Annotated in this window: 15 protein-coding genes; 7 read left to right on the forward strand and 8 right to left on the reverse strand. The window is 42.3% G+C overall.

Features of this window, described 5'->3' with window-relative positions:
* Window positions 1-14 precede the first annotated feature (14 nt).
* Complete coding sequence (gene fre, locus L1266_RS14060; RefSeq protein WP_138598968.1) at window positions 15-728, forward strand: NAD(P)H-flavin reductase; 714 nt, start codon at window positions 15-17, stop codon at window positions 726-728.
* A gap of 145 nt (window positions 729-873) precedes the next feature.
* Complete coding sequence (locus L1266_RS14065) at window positions 874-1,290, forward strand: CBS domain-containing protein (protein ID WP_054554669.1); 417 nt, start codon at window positions 874-876, stop codon at window positions 1,288-1,290.
* 9 nt (window positions 1,291-1,299) lie between these two features.
* Here the strand turns inward: L1266_RS14065 and add are convergent, their stop codons facing one another.
* The 8 genes from add to cyaY all read right to left on the reverse strand — a co-directional run bounded on the left by add (window position 1,300) and on the right by cyaY (window position 10,920).
* The gene (add, locus tag L1266_RS14070) at window positions 1,300-2,301 is read right to left on the reverse strand and encodes an adenosine deaminase (RefSeq protein ID WP_054554668.1); all 1,002 of its coding nucleotides are present in this window, start codon (window positions 2,299-2,301) and stop codon (window positions 1,300-1,302) included.
* Window positions 2,302-2,404: 103 nt separating this feature from the next.
* The gene (locus tag L1266_RS14075) at window positions 2,405-5,101 is read right to left on the reverse strand and encodes a CHASE domain-containing protein (protein ID WP_199529889.1); all 2,697 of its coding nucleotides are present in this window, start codon (window positions 5,099-5,101) and stop codon (window positions 2,405-2,407) included.
* 30 nt (window positions 5,102-5,131) lie between these two features.
* Window positions 5,132-6,241, reverse strand: coding sequence for a heme biosynthesis HemY N-terminal domain-containing protein (locus L1266_RS14080; protein ID WP_138618745.1), 1,110 nt, complete (start codon window positions 6,239-6,241; stop codon window positions 5,132-5,134).
* Window positions 6,238-8,058: a uroporphyrinogen-III synthase gene (locus L1266_RS14085; protein ID WP_235377746.1), complete on the reverse strand. Its 1,821-nt coding sequence runs from the start codon at window positions 8,056-8,058 to the stop codon at window positions 6,238-6,240. The genes L1266_RS14080 and L1266_RS14085 overlap by 4 nt, the downstream gene beginning before the upstream one ends.
* Before the next feature lies 1 nt (window position 8,059).
* Window positions 8,060-8,998 carry a hydroxymethylbilane synthase gene (gene hemC, locus L1266_RS14090; protein ID WP_054554664.1) on the reverse strand — a complete coding sequence of 313 codons (939 nt, stop codon included), beginning with the start codon at window positions 8,996-8,998 and terminating at the stop codon, window positions 8,060-8,062.
* Window positions 8,999-9,034: 36 nt separating this feature from the next.
* Window positions 9,035-9,922 (reverse strand): DUF2914 domain-containing protein, encoded by an 888-nt coding sequence (locus tag L1266_RS14095; protein ID WP_235377747.1) that lies wholly within the window; start codon window positions 9,920-9,922, stop codon window positions 9,035-9,037.
* Window positions 9,923-9,943: 21 nt separating this feature from the next.
* Entirely contained in the window at window positions 9,944-10,600 is a 657-nt protein-coding gene (locus L1266_RS14100) for an alpha/beta hydrolase (RefSeq protein WP_235373327.1), read from the reverse strand.
* Complete coding sequence (gene cyaY / locus L1266_RS14105; protein WP_054554661.1) at window positions 10,597-10,920, reverse strand: iron donor protein CyaY; 324 nt, start codon at window positions 10,918-10,920, stop codon at window positions 10,597-10,599. Before cyaY ends, L1266_RS14100 begins: the two co-directional genes overlap by 4 nt.
* Before the next feature lie 148 nt (window positions 10,921-11,068).
* On the opposite strand from cyaY, the gene lptM reads away from it, so the two are divergent.
* From lptM to L1266_RS14130, 5 genes are all read left to right on the forward strand, one after another.
* Window positions 11,069-11,248, forward strand: coding sequence for an LPS translocon maturation chaperone LptM (lptM, locus tag L1266_RS14110; protein WP_054554660.1), 180 nt, complete (start codon window positions 11,069-11,071; stop codon window positions 11,246-11,248).
* Window positions 11,249-12,502 (forward strand): diaminopimelate decarboxylase, encoded by a 1,254-nt coding sequence (gene lysA / locus L1266_RS14115; RefSeq protein ID WP_119854055.1) that lies wholly within the window; start codon window positions 11,249-11,251, stop codon window positions 12,500-12,502. It begins immediately after the preceding gene.
* Between the two features lie 64 nt (window positions 12,503-12,566).
* On the forward strand, window positions 12,567-13,397 hold the full coding sequence (gene dapF / locus L1266_RS14120) for a diaminopimelate epimerase (protein WP_063700665.1): 831 nt from the start codon (window positions 12,567-12,569) through the stop codon (window positions 13,395-13,397).
* Window positions 13,394-14,005 (forward strand): DUF484 family protein, encoded by a 612-nt coding sequence (locus L1266_RS14125; RefSeq protein WP_063700662.1) that lies wholly within the window; start codon window positions 13,394-13,396, stop codon window positions 14,003-14,005. Before dapF ends, L1266_RS14125 begins: the two co-directional genes overlap by 4 nt.
* Entirely contained in the window at window positions 14,002-14,955 is a 954-nt protein-coding gene (locus L1266_RS14130) for a tyrosine recombinase XerC (protein ID WP_235377748.1), read from the forward strand. The genes L1266_RS14125 and L1266_RS14130 overlap by 4 nt, the downstream gene beginning before the upstream one ends.
* Window positions 14,956-14,965: the final 10 nt, after the last annotated feature.

Genomic DNA, 14,965 nt, shown 5'->3' on the forward strand with positions numbered 1-14,965 from the left:
TATAAAGGTAAACTATGCAAACATTACTCGCTGACGTTGTTGCGATCAGCCCGCTTACAGACCACGTACATAAGGTCATTTTGAAACCACAGCAACCTGTGTCATTCGAGGCAGGCCAATATATGCAACTTGTATTAGGCGAAAAAGATAAGCGTGCCTTTTCTATTGCAAGCCGCCCTTCACAAACTGACCAAATTGAACTACATATTGGTGCCGCAGGTGCTGATTCGTATGCAATGCAAGCGCTTGATCATTTACGTCAAGCACATACAGAGCAACAGCAAGTTAATGTTGAAGTGGGTTTAGGTGTATCACAGCTGCGAGTTGAGGGTGAGCGCCCAATTATTCTACTTGCTGGCGGTACTGGTTTTTCTTATGCCAAATCAATGGCTGATCACCTTGCTGAAATTGGCTGTGAGCGCCCTGTATTATTTTACTGGGGTGTTCGTGAGCAAGCTGCGCTTTATGCTCATGATGAAATGCAAGCATGGGCAAACAGCAACCCACATTTCCAATACATTCCAGTGGTTGAAAATGCGCCGCAAAGCTGGACTGGCAAAACCGGTTACGTCCACAAGGCCGTTATGGAAGATATCGTGTCTTTAGAACCATACGATATTTACATGGCAGGCCGCTTCGACATGATTGGCGTGGTTCGCGATGATTTTATTAACCATGGTGCGGTACGTGAGAACATGTACGCTGATGCATTTGCATTCATTAAATAACTAACTCATACAGATTATTTTTAAGGCATCCAATTGGATGCCTTTTTTATTTGTTTTACCTATCGCCTTAATCCGTCTAAACGATTTCACAAACTGCATTTCCTTGACCATACTCTGTTTAGAATAACGATGGGGAGAGACCCAAATGCTAAATACAAAAGTACAAGACTTTATGCAACGTAAGTTGCCACACATTACGCCTGAAACTGAAATGACCACCGCGATTAGCGAGCTGCAAAAGTTTAAATTACTAGGCGCACCTGTATTCGATGACAACAAAAGTTTAGTTGGCTTTATTTCAGAACAAGAGCTGCTGCAACCGCTCATGCAAAACAGTTATTTCTGCGATGGCGTGGTAAAGGTAAAACAACTCATGCGCACCGATGTTGTTACCGTGAGTAGCGATCAAAATATCATTGAGTTGGCTGATGCCATGAAAACGGGTAAGCCAAAGAATTACCCAGTTATCGAGGGTGGTAAGGTTGTTGGCATGATCAGCCGAGGTGACGTGCTCAAGGCATTATATGAAAACTACGTTTCATGCCAAGAGCACCAAGTATAAGTTAGCTGCTTAACGATTAGCAGCTAACTGTTTTAAAGCCGCTTTATCTGCATCGCTTAAATAAGCAATTTCAAGCGCATTAGCTTGCGCTTTTTCCATATCGGCTTGGCTTAACCCTGCCGCAGGTGCTGCTACTTGATACTCATACGCTATTTCAATACCTTCAACGGCCGGATCATCAGTATTAATCGATGCCAAAATACCATGGTCTAAGAAGGTTTTTAGCGGGTGTTTTGCAAGCTCAGCAACAGTACTGGTTTGAATGTTACTGGTTAAGCAAGACTCAATACCAATGCGCTTATCACGTAAGTAATCCATTAGTGCAGCATCTTCAATTGCTTTTACACCATGACCAATACGCGTTGCACCAAGCTCGTTAATTGCTTGCCAAATGCTTTCGCTACCGCGTGCTTCACCGGCATGAATCGTGGCAGCTAAGTATGCATCATGAACTTGTTTAAAGTGATCAACAAATAGCTCACCCGGGAAACCAATTTCATCGCCAGCTAAATCAACCGCCACTAAATCATTTTTAAAAGCAAGTAGCGCATCAAGCTCTTGCTGACAGATTTTGGTGCCATATGTACGCGACATGATGCCGATTAAGTTAGCTTTAATTGGCGCGTTTTGGCACGCACTTTTTACACCATCAACCACCGCTTCGACAACTCCTTGCGGGTGTAAGCCTTGGCTTTGCGCCATATAATATGGACTAAAACGAAGCTCAACGTAATCGAGGTTTTGGGCAATCGCATCTTCAACGTTTTCGATAGCAATACGACGACAAGCATCGTAATCACCCAGTACTTTTACACCCCAATCAAGCTTTTGTAAAAATGCCACTAAATTTGGTTCAGGGTCGATAACCTGTACGTGCGGAATAAGCGCTTCAATGTTGTCAGCAGGTAATTCAAGATTAAACTGACGACCAAGGTCTAAGATCGTTTGTGGGCGAACATTACCATCTAGATGACGGTGAATATCAAGCAAAGGGAGTTTGTTATTGATCATAATTAGCACTCAGGTTCAGTAAATTTGCGCGGATCATACGTACCCACGGCGATATTTCAAGTTTAGATGATTTTATTTACTTTTTTGAGGTCAAATGTCTGCTTTAATGGCCGCTAGCATTATGCAAAAAATGCCACAAGGTTTTAAAAAGTTTATCAGCATCAATTGGTTTAGTTAAATAACCATTCATACCACTGGCTAAACCTTTCTTAAGATCATCATCGTGGGCATTTGCCGATAAGCCAATAATCGGTAAATCGGTGATCAGTAACTCGTTGCGAATAACCTTAGTCGCTTGTAAGCCATCCATATTCGGCATTTGAATATCCATGAGTACAAGGTCATAGCTTTTTTCACTGATCATCTTAATAGCCTCGTGGCCATCTTTAGCGATATCAGGTTGGCAACCTTTAGTTTTTAAAATCGAACTCGCCACATGTTGATTCAATGGGTTATCTTCAACCAATAGAATTGTATCGCCAGCAAATGAAACAGCTGTCACATCGATATCAGCTAACTCATCGTCGCTATGAATCACCTCTTCAAGAGGGGACTCAAATGGCAGCGAAATTGTAAACGTTGAACCTTGCCCCTCAGAGCTACTGAGGCTTATCTCGCCTCCCATCATAACAATGAGTTTTTGGCAAATACTCAAGCCTAAACCTGTGCCACCAAAGCGACGAGAGGTTGAGCTATCGGCTTGTGAGAATGGTTTAAACAGGCGCTGCTGCGCCTCTTTACTGATGCCGATGCCAGTATCAATAACACTAAAGTAAGTAAATTTACCCTGCTGCCAAATACGTAATGTAATCGTGCCTTCTTGAGTGAACTTCACCGCATTGTTTAACAGGTTTAATAATACTTGTTTTAAACGAATTGGGTCGGTGTGGATCAATAAGTGCGCAGATGCATCAAACTCAACCTTAAACTTTAAAGCACGGGAATTAAGTTCAAACTGCAATAAGTTAGTCAGTTCATTAACCAACGCATTCACATCGATGGGTTCTTGATGTAGCTCCAATCGCCCCGCTTCTATTTTAGAAAAATCTAAAACATCATTGATTACCCGTAATAGTACATTCAATGCACCATCGGCTTGATCAATATAACCACGGGCTTGTTGCCAGTCAGGCTCTTGCATTGCTAAATAATGCAAACCTTTTATACCATTAATAGGTGTGCGTATTTCATGGCTCATATTCGCCAAGAACTCACTTTTAATTTGGCTGGCTTTATCGGCTTTTAGTTTTTCTTCGCGAAGGCTTTGAGTTTGTTTCGCTACTTGCTGACGAATTTGAATATTAGTACCGGTTACTGAAATCAAAAATGTGATCAATAACCAAACAAACAGCATACCGACTATTTGCGCTAGCCAATAAGGCAGCCATGACGACTGCGCTACTGACTCCCATAATTTCACCTGCCAAACGCGCTCGCCAATAATAAAATTAAAGCTCGCAATAGCGGTTGTACCAACACGGTGTGGGCTGTAAATCTCGACAGGGTTAGTACCATCGGTAACATCAAAAAAACTGGTTTCAATCTCAGTATTTTGATTAAAATTTAGTGTTTGTGCCAGCAACTCTAAATTAACCACAGCAACAACATAACCCCGAAAGCCGACCTGATGATTAATGTCTGAATAAACAGGGTTAAAGAATAAAACGCCCTTTTCGTTACCATCACCTTGCATCAAAGTAATAGGCTCACTGACGGTGACATTTTTAATTAACCGAGAGTCAGTTAACGCTTGTTTACGTAACTCGTTTGAAGCCAAATCAAAGCCTTGCGCTGGTTCGTTCCCTACTAATGGATGAATATATTGCACCGGAAAATAGACTGCTCGCTTACTTACCGGCTGCCACTGTCCTGCAGCATTTTTTTCTTTCACGTAGTAATCAGCACCCAGTTCATCACGCAGTAGACTTTGATAGTTATTTAGTTGTGAGTGAATAACTTTAGGTGCCCACTCAAGGGCAAGGATTTCTTTGCTATATTGTAGTTGCCTTGTTGTAAAACGCTTAAATTCATCAAAATCAACCATGTCACTACTAGCAAAAAAAGTAGCTAATAAAGATAAATGCGATTTAATTTCATCAACTTGGTGTTCAAGATTAGTATGAATTGCACTGACTTTTGCTTGCTGGCGCTGTAAGTCTTTGTCTTTTTTTACACTGGCTGCACCATAAAAGCTGACACAAATAACCACATAAATTAATAACGACGGCACAATGATTTGCAGCCGTTGACGAGTGTGGTGGTAACTAAATGCCGCTAAAATTAATGGTGTGAAAATCAGCACCCCAATGCTGTCGCCAATCCACCATGCGATAAAATTATTAAGCGCCGCATAACTAGGAATAACATTATTAATGACCAATAAGCCGGTGCCAATTGATGCTGCAATCAAGCTACACAAAGGGCCACCTATCATTAAGCCAATCATACTTTGCTTTAATGACGATAACTCAATCGGGCGTTTAACTACATGAATTATAATGTAATAGGCAAGCCAAGCCTGAAATGTTGATGCACTTGTCACACCAATAGCTTGCAACATCATTTGCCAGTGAAAAATATCAGTGACTTTATCAAGGTGAATAAGGTTTACAAAGAACGCCCCTAGCAAAACTCCTAGCAGAGCACGATTTCGAAGCAGTAAGATACTGGCAAGCGCAATACCTGCAGGCGGCCACGCTGCAACCGCATAACCATCAATCGCCAGCAAAGAATTACTTAAATACCCTGTAAGAAAGTAAGCAAGTGCAATACTTATTGTCAGTGTAAATAAGTTTTTCAAGCCATTGCTCCTTTGCCGGCTGAAGTAAAATTATTGATAGAGTACCAATGCTTTTTCTGGTTGGGCACTCTTACTATAACTAAGAACCGCTTGCTGCAAATAGGCATGGCGGTTATCAGCATTAAGCGCTTTATCAAACACCCGCGCAGCTAAGTCATATTCACCATGCGCATTTGCTAAGCATGCAAGGGCTAATAGTAAATCTGTATTTTCGGTATCTTTTTTTAATACATCCTGCAAACTTGATTGCAACTTGAGTGCATCGCCAGCGCTACTAGTACGTAAAATACGTGCTAAGTCTTTATGTTGCAGCGGTTTTTTTATCATTTTAATTAAGCTTAGCTCAATTTTGTTTAACTCACCTGCCTTCGCCATCGCCGTTAAATAGCTTACCTCAGCATGTGGTTTCAGGTTTTTGGCTAATTGCTCATAACGCTCAGTTAAATCTCCGTTTGATTGAGCTGCAAAGTAACTATCAAAAAGTTGTTGCCACTCTTGCTCTGAAAGTGTTTTCTTGCGCAATAAACGCGGCATAAAGTCATTCAATGACGCCCACTTTTGCTCTTTTACCAATACATGGGCATACATTTTAAGCTCTAAACTCGTGGCTTTTTTGCGCTCAGCTAACGCTTTAAGGTCAGCAAAAATGGTGCTGGTTTCACCGCTAGCAATCCATAAATTAGCCACTTTTAACTGCTTATCCTGGCTTATTTTATCAAGATAACTAACCGCTTTTTCGCTCTCATTATTAGCTAATGCCGCTTTAGCAAGAAGCGCATAACGTATATCGCTCCACTTATCTGCAACACTATTGTTATCAAGTGCAAGCTCAAGCTGTGCATAATCGTTATTAATTAAGCTCCATACACCTTGCTCAATAGCCGCTTGTTTACGCTCTTCACTGCGCGCAAAAAAGCCATGGCGTGTATGGCTATATAAAGATATTACGTAACGGCAAAGCTTATAAAGTAAAAACAGTGCAGCGAATGCTAATATTAAAAGTGCTGTGATGCCCCAAATAGTCCCTTCAATGGTTGTTTTATTAAAGGCAATTAGTACATAACCCTTTTGATCTATAAAAAAAGGGGCAATCCCTAAGCAGACTGCTATTGCAATAATGATTAATAAAAAGCGGATCATTGTGCCCACTCCTTCACCTGCTCAGTACTTTGTAGTGACACTTTTGGACTAAAATCGAGCTGCTCTTTCGAAAGCTCAGCAAGACTTTTTAAGGCCGCTTTTGTTTGCGCATCATCTTGCTTAAAGTAATCTTTTACCAAGCTATGAGCAGCATCAACAGCACTAAAATACACACTACTTTGTTTACTTAATACCGCATCTTGCGCTTGAGCTAAGTATAAACTTAAGCGCTGTTTTACTAGGTGACGCTCTTGCTCACTTAAAAATGGTGCGATAACCATATCTTCACGTGTGCGCACTTTAACAAAGAAGTCTTTAAACTGCTGCCACGACTTTGCAAGGTTTTGACGCCACTCACTGACATTTTCACTTAATTGATTTGGGTCTTCTTTGACGACCTCTTCAGGGAGTGAAATAGCATTAAATACCAGTTCATCCACTTTTTGATTAATGCCATGTAGTTTTAAATAAATTGCTTCAACAGCCACAGACTCTATGGCATTCAAGGTTTGTAAATCTTGGTGAATTGCTTGGCGAATAGCGCCTGTACCCGGGTGTTCTGCAAGTAAGCTATCTAAGCGAGATAACACAGCAGCAGCCCCTTGGTAATCGTGCTCTGCCCACAATTTAAATTCGGCCATACGCTGCAAGCTTGTGACTTCTTGCGGATTAAGCGTGAAAGTTTGCTGGTCGGCGCGCTTTAAAGCCGCTTGTAATTGCTGCTGTGTTTGCTCAGCACTTTCATTTAGTGCATCAGTGACCTTTTGTTCACTGCTATAAAGCGAGTGCTGCATTGTTTGTTGGGCACTTTTTAATGCATCAATTTGCTGCTGTAAGCGAAGGTTTTCATCTGTCAGCTCAGTCAATGCCACAGCCGATTGCTGATCGCTATTTAATTTTAGATAAAACTCATAGCCAACTGCACAAGCCACTAAAAGTGAAATAAGTAACGCTAAGCTACCTGTTTTGCTGATGCCTCTTTTAGCTTGTACAGGCGCTTTTGCCCCAGTATTTGCCGTTTGCGCTTTTTTCTCTGGCTGTGCAGTCACTGGCTTTGCGGGTTGTTTTGATTCTGCTTCACTCATTTTGCTACCTTGCTGATTAATGCAGGTGAACATAGCGTTGTCGCTCGCCCCTGCAGCAATATATATCTGTGTTCTTACGACATTTTGTTGCTTTAAATAGTCTGCGATACGCTCACTGGCAACGAAAAATTGTCGCTCTTTCAACCATGCAAGCTGAGGCTCATTTAAACCATTAAAAATGGCATCCACCGCTGCATTACTGGTAATGACTATACCTTCTACATCAATTGTTTGCCAGTGGTCCATCCACTTGCCCGGTTCGCTCTCAATTGCGCTTCGCTTGTAAACAACCAATTGATTTAATAAAGCACCACGTTGTTTTAACGTTTTTGCTATGGTCGTGCGTCCACCTTCACCTTTCACTAAAACAATGTTACTTAGTTCAACATCTTGTAGTGTTTTTAATTCAAGCAGACCTTCTGAATCATGCTGTTTGGGCACTGCGGCTCGTCGCCCAAAGGCTTCATAAACCGCATCAGCCGTTTGCTGACCGACCGCATAAAGTTGCGCTGCTTTGTTGATGGTTGGTGTGAGTTTTAACAAGGCATGCACGGCATCTTGCGAGATAAAAATGATTTTATCGGCATTTTCTAGCGGCGCGAGCTCACTACTATTTACTGTGAGGTAATCTAAGGTAAGGACTGGGCACAGGGTTGTTTGATAACCCGCCTGCTGAAGCTCAAGAGCAAGCTCAGTGCCTTTTCCTTCTGGACGAGTTATCAAAATATGCATATTAAGCGTCTCTATATACTTCAGCTAAAATTTTATCAGCACCTTGCTCAAGTAGCTTTTCAGCAAGTGTAATACCTAACTGCTCTGCGTCAGCCACTGGGCCTGTCACTTCATCACGTAGCATTTGGCTACCATCAATAGCGCCCACTAAACCACGTAAATGCACTTGCTCACCATCGACCAATGCAAATGCACCAATAGGTACTTGGCAACCACCTTCTAAACGGCGATTCATAGCACGCTCGGCATTAACACGAATGCGTGTTTCATTATGTTCAAGTGGCGCTAACAGTGCTTTTGTTACTTCATCATCAATACGGCACTCAATACCCACAGCACCTTGACCATTTGCTGGTAATGATACCTCTGGCTCGATAAAAGCTGTAATACGCTCTGGCATTTCTAAACGAATTAGACCCGCTGCAGCTAGGATGATTGCATCATATTGTCCATCATCTAGTTTTGCTAAACGCGTATTAACATTACCGCGTAAGTCACGAATGTCTAAATCAGGGCGCGCTTCGCGAATTTGGCATTGGCGGCGTAAGCTAGATGTACCAACAATAGCGCCTTGAGGTAACTCATCTAAACTCTTGTAGTTATTTGATACAAACGCATCGCGTGGGTCTTCACGTTCACAAATTGTGTGTAATGCTAAACCTTCAGGAAACTCAACAGGCACATCTTTCATTGAATGCACCGCAATATCTGCGCGACCATCAAGCATGGCTTGCTCAAGCTCTTTTACGAATAAGCCTTTACCACCAATCTTGGCCAGTGGTGTATCAAGGATAATATCGCCTTGTGTCGACATAGGAACCAACTCTACCGTTACGTCGTCATGGAAGTGCTCTAGTTGAGCTTTTACAAATTCAGCCTGCCATAAAGCAAGTGCACTTTTACGGGTCGCGATACGAACTAGTTTTGTTGTCTGTGTCATGAAAAATCCAATTAATTATCAGGCTGATACTAAATATTACTCAGCTAAAATTCTAAATTCTTTTTGGGCCAGTAAGTTGCCATCTGCGTCAATAACTTCAACACGCCAATCACCCAGTTGCTCTGGCATGATGTTTTTCGTTGAATAAGTACGAAAACGTGGACTGCTTACGGCCAATTCAATCGAAGCAAGCTGTTGGTCTTGGTAATACCATTGGTGACGAACAGTTTGTCCCTGCATATTTCTAAGCTCGCTAAAAAAGCTCAGGCTACTGCTAATTTGCGCTAATTTTACATCGTTTTTTAAAACGTTTACTGGTTCTCGATCAACAACATCGGTAGTTAATACTGCGCGGCTTACTTTATCTGTGTCTATTTTTGCGCCAATTGCGACACTGGCAATATGTGCTGACCGTGAAAACTGCTGCTGAGCATCAGGTGCTGCTGCATTTTCAACTTGCTGTTCAGTTTGTGATGCTTCTTCATCAGGAATAACGGCTAATGTTTCAGGTTGTTGCTCATCAATAACCTCTTCACTGTCGATCTCAGCCTCTACTGTCGTAACGTCAGGTTCTACAATGTTTGAGCTCACGACCTCTGCTTTAGCTGTTTCTGTGTTATCAGCCAGCGGTGTTTGCTCATTCATTGGCGGTGCGACGATTTCTTTTGGCTCTTCTTGCTCAGCGTCATTCAAAGGCGCTTGTAGCTCAGCATTTGCAAACTCTGATTGCGGCTCATCTTGCGGTGATTGCTCTGCATTTACAGCGCCAATAAAGCTATACACTAATATAGCCAGCGCAACTAAGATAACACTGCTAACCATAAAGATGCGTCGCCAATGCCATTGATAAGTCACTGCCGTCGGCGCTGAATTAACTGGTTCAACGGTATTCATATTTGCTGTAATTACAAGTTTCTTTGTCATGTTGGCCTCTAAAACCAAAAATTAACTCAAGCGAGCAATTAACCACTCTCGAATAGCCATCAGTTCTTCACCACAAACTTGGTGCGCCATCGGATAGTCTTGCCAGCTTACTTCCATGTTATTTGCGCTAAGCACGTCAAATGCTTGTCTGCCTGCGCTATGCGGTACCACATCGTCAAATCGACCATGTGCCATAAAAATGTTTAACCCCTGCTGCTTGGCTTCATTGGCAAATTTTGCAGGCACACACATGTAGGTTGAAAGTGCCATTACACCCGCTAATTTAAAATCTAGACGTGGCGCTAAGTGCAGCGATACCACACCCCCTTGCGAAAAACCGGCAAGAATAATTTTGTTAGGAGCGATACCTTTTGCAATTTCTTGGTCAATAATTGCAGCCACTTTTGCAGCAGATTCACGCACTCCTTGCTCATCAGCACGCTTATCTAAATCCATTGATTTAATGTCGTACCAAGAGCGCATTGCCATCCCACCATTTAAGGTGACCGGTTGCACTGGCGCATGTGGAAACACAAAACGCACACCAAGCTCTTTTGGTAAAGCAAGTTGCGGTGCAACGGGCGCAAAACCATCACCTGAATCACCTAAACCATGTAGCCAGATAACCGTTGCTTTGTGATCACCTTGTGCTGGATATTCAACAAACTCTAAACTCATAGTTCAGAACGCCATTCAATTGTTTGACCTGCTTGGCGAGTTGCCGCATCACACATAAATTGCCAAAACTCTGCACCTGAGCGGTTATCAATCCACTTATCGTCGCGTAGTTCAAAATGGTGACCATTAAATTTAGTCGCTACCCAAACTTGGTGTAATGGTGCTTGCTTGTTGATCACAATTTTACTGCGATCAGGAAAGATGATTTCTAAAATACCTGACGCTGATTCATAGTCTAAATCGGCATCACATTCATCGATTTGCTCTTCAATAGTTAGCATTAATGCATCGGCTAGTGTGTGGTATTCATGATCAGTCATTTTAGTGTCCTTTAACTGGCTTTAAGCCTAGATCTGGGGGCAGATTGTGTACATCAAGTGTAACAGGAATAAATTCATCCGCGAATAGCTGCATTTTTTAAATATTCTGTTACTCTGCGATTATAAAGCCAGCAACCGTATTAATCTAATGAAAGAGACTCATAGCCAAAAATTAAAAACCATTTTACCTCTAAGCGCCCTTCTACTAACCCTAGCAGGTTGCGGACAAAGTGGTGCTCTTTATCTGCCAGATGATACTAAGCCGCCTGCAAAGTCTCAGCCACAAGCTGATCCATCCGAACAACCAGAGCAAAAACAGGACCAATAGATGGACTTTTTTAACTACAATAATAATCAGCTGTTCGCTGAAGACATCGCTGTCAAAGAGCTTGCCGAACAATATGGTACGCCTTGTTATATCTATTCTCGCAAAACCTTTGAACGTCATTATTTAGCATTTGCAGACGCTGCTAAGTCACATAAGAGCTTGGTGTGCTATGCCGTAAAAGCCAACTCAAATATTGCCGTACTGAATATTTTAGCGCGACTTGGTTCAGGTTTTGACATCGTTTCAAAAGGTGAGCTTGCGCGTGTTATCCAAGCAGGCGGAGACGCAAGTAAGGTTGTGTTTTCTGGCGTTGCAAAAACCGCAGACGAAATTGCCTATGCACTTGAATTGGGGATCAAGTGTTTTAACGTTGAGTCAGTGGCTGAGCTTGAGCGTATTTCAAAAGTGGCAACGGATCTTAACTTAGTGGCACCGATTTCGATTCGCGTAAACCCAGATATAGATGCAAAAACGCACCCTTATATCTCAACCGGCTTAAAAGAGAATAAGTTTGGTATTGATATTCAAACTGCGGTGACTGTGTATCAACATGCAGCATCATTACCCGGTTTAAAAATTACTGGTGTAGATTGCCACATTGGTTCGCAGCTAACGGAAATAAAACCTTTCTTAGCAGCACTTGAAAAAGTACTGACTCTTATCGAAGAGTTAAAAGCGGTTGGCATCAAGCTAACTCACCTAGATATCGGTGGTGGTCTTGGCGTGCCTTATAATGGCGAAACGCCTCCTCATCCAAGCGAGTATGTTGATAAAATTACCGCTCGATTAGCAGACTACCAAGATTTAGAACTTATTTTTGAACCTGGTCGTGCGATTGCAGCCAACGCAGGTATTTTAGTTACTAAAGTTGAGTTTATTAAACAAAACCAAGATAAGTTCTTTGCTATTGTTGATGCAGGCATGAACGATATGTTGCGTCCATCGCTGTATCAAGCTTGGCAAAGTATTGTGCCAGTTGAACCTCGCGCAGATGATACGCCTACTTACAACTACGATATTGTCGGCCCAGTCTGTGAAACCGGCGACTTTTTAGGTAAAGACCGTGAGCTTGCACTTCAAGCCGGTGACCTTTTAGCGCAGCGCAGCGCTGGCGCATATGGTTTCACTATGAGCTCAAACTACAACTCACGCCCGCGTGTTGCAGAGATCATGGTAGATGGTCAGCAAAGCCATTTAATTCGCCAACGCGAAACCTTAGAAAGCCTTTGGCAAGGTGAGAAAATTTTACCATAAACGTTTTTATAACCGCCCTGCTCTGTGGCATGATTAGCTCAGAGCAAACCCGAATTAGAGCGTTATGTTAGTTAATTTTTCAAAAATGCACGGCCTAGGTAATGACTTTGTCGTTATTGATAACATTACTCAAAATGTTTTTTTATCACGTGATCAAATAAAGAAGCTGGCAGATCGCCATTTCGGCATTGGCTTCGATCAACTGCTTATGGTTGAAGCCCCTTACTCTCCTGATCTCGATTTTCATTATCGTATTTTCAATGCCGATGGTAACGAAGTTGAACAGTGCGGCAACGGTGCGCGCTGTTTCGCCCGTTTTGTACGTATGAAAGGCCTAACCAATAAGCATAAAATCTCGGTTTCAACAAAATCTGGTAACCTCACGCTTTATATAGAGAAAGATGGTCAAGTAACGGTAAATATGGGCCACCCCAATTTTGAACCGAACAAAATCCCATTAAAAGCCAGCAAGCGTGAGCTGACCTATATTCTTCGCACGGAAGAACATACGGTATTTAGTGGCGCAGTATCGATGGGTAACCCGCATTGCGTGTTAGAAGTTGATGACATTCATACCGCAGAAGTCACCACCTTAGGCCCACTGCTTGAAAATCATGAACGCTTTCCACAACGCGCAAATGTTGGTTTTATGCAGGTAATTTCGCAAGATCACATTAAACTAAGAGTGTGGGAACGTGGCGTTAGTGAAACCTTAGCCTGTGGTACAGGTGCCTGTGCTGCGGTCGTGGTTGGTCAAATTCAGAATAAACTTGCTACTACCGTACAAGTTGACTTGCCCGGCGGCAGTTTACAAGTACGTTGGCAAGGCGAAGGCCACCCTGTACGAATGACAGGCCCTGCTGAGCATGTTTTTGATGGACAAGTGGCACTATGAGCAAACTAACAGAACAACAAATTGCTGAATATTTAAAAGCACACCCTGATTTTTTTATTAAAAACCCTGATGTGCTCGCTGAAGTTGAACTACAACAGCAAACGGCGGGAGCAACGTCTTTGGTGCATATTCAACAGCGCCAATTACGTGAACACAATACGTTATTAAAAAATAAGATTGAGCAGCTCGTTGAACAAGCAAAAGAAAACGAGTTAATTTACCGCTTATTTAGCGACTGTCATCGTCAGTTATGGACTAACTACGACTTTACGACACTGGCTAGCAACTTGCGCAATATTATCTGCACGAACCCATCCATTAACGAATGCCACTTAGTTAAGTACGATAAAAAGTTTGATGAATTAATTGCTCATCGCCTGCAAAACGACGGCATTTACTTGGGTCGAGTAAGCCAACAAGAAAGAGACTTACTGTTTTCAGACACGACTCAATCGACTGCTTTATATCTAATTGGTAACACGAAACACCCTGTGGCAATTTTGGCGTTTGGTAGTGATGACGTAAATCACTTCGAACCGGCAAAAGACAGCTTTTTTGTCCTTGAGTTTGTGCGCTCATTGCAACTGCGCTTATTGGAACTTGCATGAGCGATGTGACGACGCCAGACATTGATGAATTAAGTGATGCTTGGCGAACACCCATCCAACTATTTGCAGACTACTTACGCTACGAAAAACAATACTCAGCGCACACAGTAAACCAATACACTAGCCAGCTGGGCTTTGCAGCTTTGTACTTTAGTAAACTATGTGAAGACTGGTTTGCTGTTCAAGGTGAGCATATTCGCCGTTACAGCATGCAAATGCGCAGCAAACAATTAAGTGGTCGCACAATCAGTTTAAAACTAAGTTGTATTCGCAGTTTATATAAATTCTTAAAAGCAAAAAATATAGCCAGTCAGGCACATTATCACAATCCGGCAGAGGCCATTAAAGGGCCAAAATTTTCCAAGCCTTTACCCAAAAATTTAGACGTAGATCAAATGGCTAAGCTACTAGAACTGCCAGATGATGAGCCTTTAGCTATTCGTGACAAAGCCATGATGGAATTAATGTACTCTTCGGGTCTGCGCATTAGCGAGTTAGTTAGTGCTAACATACAAGATATAAACCCGACTGAAGGCGAAATTTTAGTCCGTGGTAAAGGTAACAAAGAACGTTTATTACCTGTAGGCAGCAAAGCGCTCAGTGCATTAAAAGCATGGCTGAAAATTCGCCCTCAATTTGCACATCCTGATGAAATAGCCGTGTTTGTTAGCAGCCAAAAAAAGCGAATTTCCGTACGCCAAGTTCGCTTACGGATGCAAGAATGGGGCATTAAGCAAGGGATCAGCTCGCAAGTGCATCCGCATAAATTACGCCACTCGTTTGCATCACATATCTTAGAATCATCAGGGGATCTGCGTGCCGTACAAGAACTGTTAGGACACAGTAGTTTGTCTGCAACTCAAGTTTATACGCATTTAGACTTTCAGCATTTAGCTAAAGTGTACGATAACACCCACCCACGCGCTAAAAAGCGCTCAACATCAGAGTAAACCCTTACCA

This window comes from Pseudoalteromonas sp. Cn5-37, from assembly GCF_021532495.1.
Classification (GTDB): domain Bacteria; phylum Pseudomonadota; class Gammaproteobacteria; order Enterobacterales; family Alteromonadaceae; genus Pseudoalteromonas; species Pseudoalteromonas simplex.

What these genes read in the sequence shown, in the direction of transcription:
- fre (WP_138598968.1), top strand. Translation starts at nt 15, where the DNA reads ATGCAAACATTACTCGCTGACGTTGTTGCGATCAGCCCGCTTACAGAC.
- L1266_RS14065 (WP_054554669.1), top strand. Translation starts at nt 874, where the DNA reads ATGCTAAATACAAAAGTACAAGACTTTATGCAACGTAAGTTGCCACAC.
- add (WP_054554668.1), bottom strand. Translation starts at nt 2,301, where the DNA reads ATGATCAATAACAAACTCCCTTTGCTTGATATTCACCGTCATCTAGAT.
- L1266_RS14080 (WP_138618745.1), bottom strand. Translation starts at nt 6,241, where the DNA reads ATGATCCGCTTTTTATTAATCATTATTGCAATAGCAGTCTGCTTAGGG.
- L1266_RS14085 (WP_235377746.1), bottom strand. Translation starts at nt 8,058, where the DNA reads ATGCATATTTTGATAACTCGTCCAGAAGGAAAAGGCACTGAGCTTGCT.
- hemC (WP_054554664.1), bottom strand. Translation starts at nt 8,998, where the DNA reads ATGACACAGACAACAAAACTAGTTCGTATCGCGACCCGTAAAAGTGCA.
- L1266_RS14095 (WP_235377747.1), bottom strand. Translation starts at nt 9,922, where the DNA reads ATGACAAAGAAACTTGTAATTACAGCAAATATGAATACCGTTGAACCA.
- L1266_RS14100 (WP_235373327.1), bottom strand. Translation starts at nt 10,600, where the DNA reads ATGAGTTTAGAGTTTGTTGAATATCCAGCACAAGGTGATCACAAAGCA.
- cyaY (WP_054554661.1), bottom strand. Translation starts at nt 10,920, where the DNA reads ATGACTGATCATGAATACCACACACTAGCCGATGCATTAATGCTAACT.
- lptM (WP_054554660.1), top strand. Translation starts at nt 11,069, where the DNA reads ATGAAAGAGACTCATAGCCAAAAATTAAAAACCATTTTACCTCTAAGC.
- lysA (WP_119854055.1), top strand. Translation starts at nt 11,249, where the DNA reads ATGGACTTTTTTAACTACAATAATAATCAGCTGTTCGCTGAAGACATC.
- dapF (WP_063700665.1), top strand. Translation starts at nt 12,567, where the DNA reads ATGTTAGTTAATTTTTCAAAAATGCACGGCCTAGGTAATGACTTTGTC.
- L1266_RS14125 (WP_063700662.1), top strand. Translation starts at nt 13,394, where the DNA reads ATGAGCAAACTAACAGAACAACAAATTGCTGAATATTTAAAAGCACAC.
- L1266_RS14130 (WP_235377748.1), top strand. Translation starts at nt 14,002, where the DNA reads ATGAGCGATGTGACGACGCCAGACATTGATGAATTAAGTGATGCTTGG.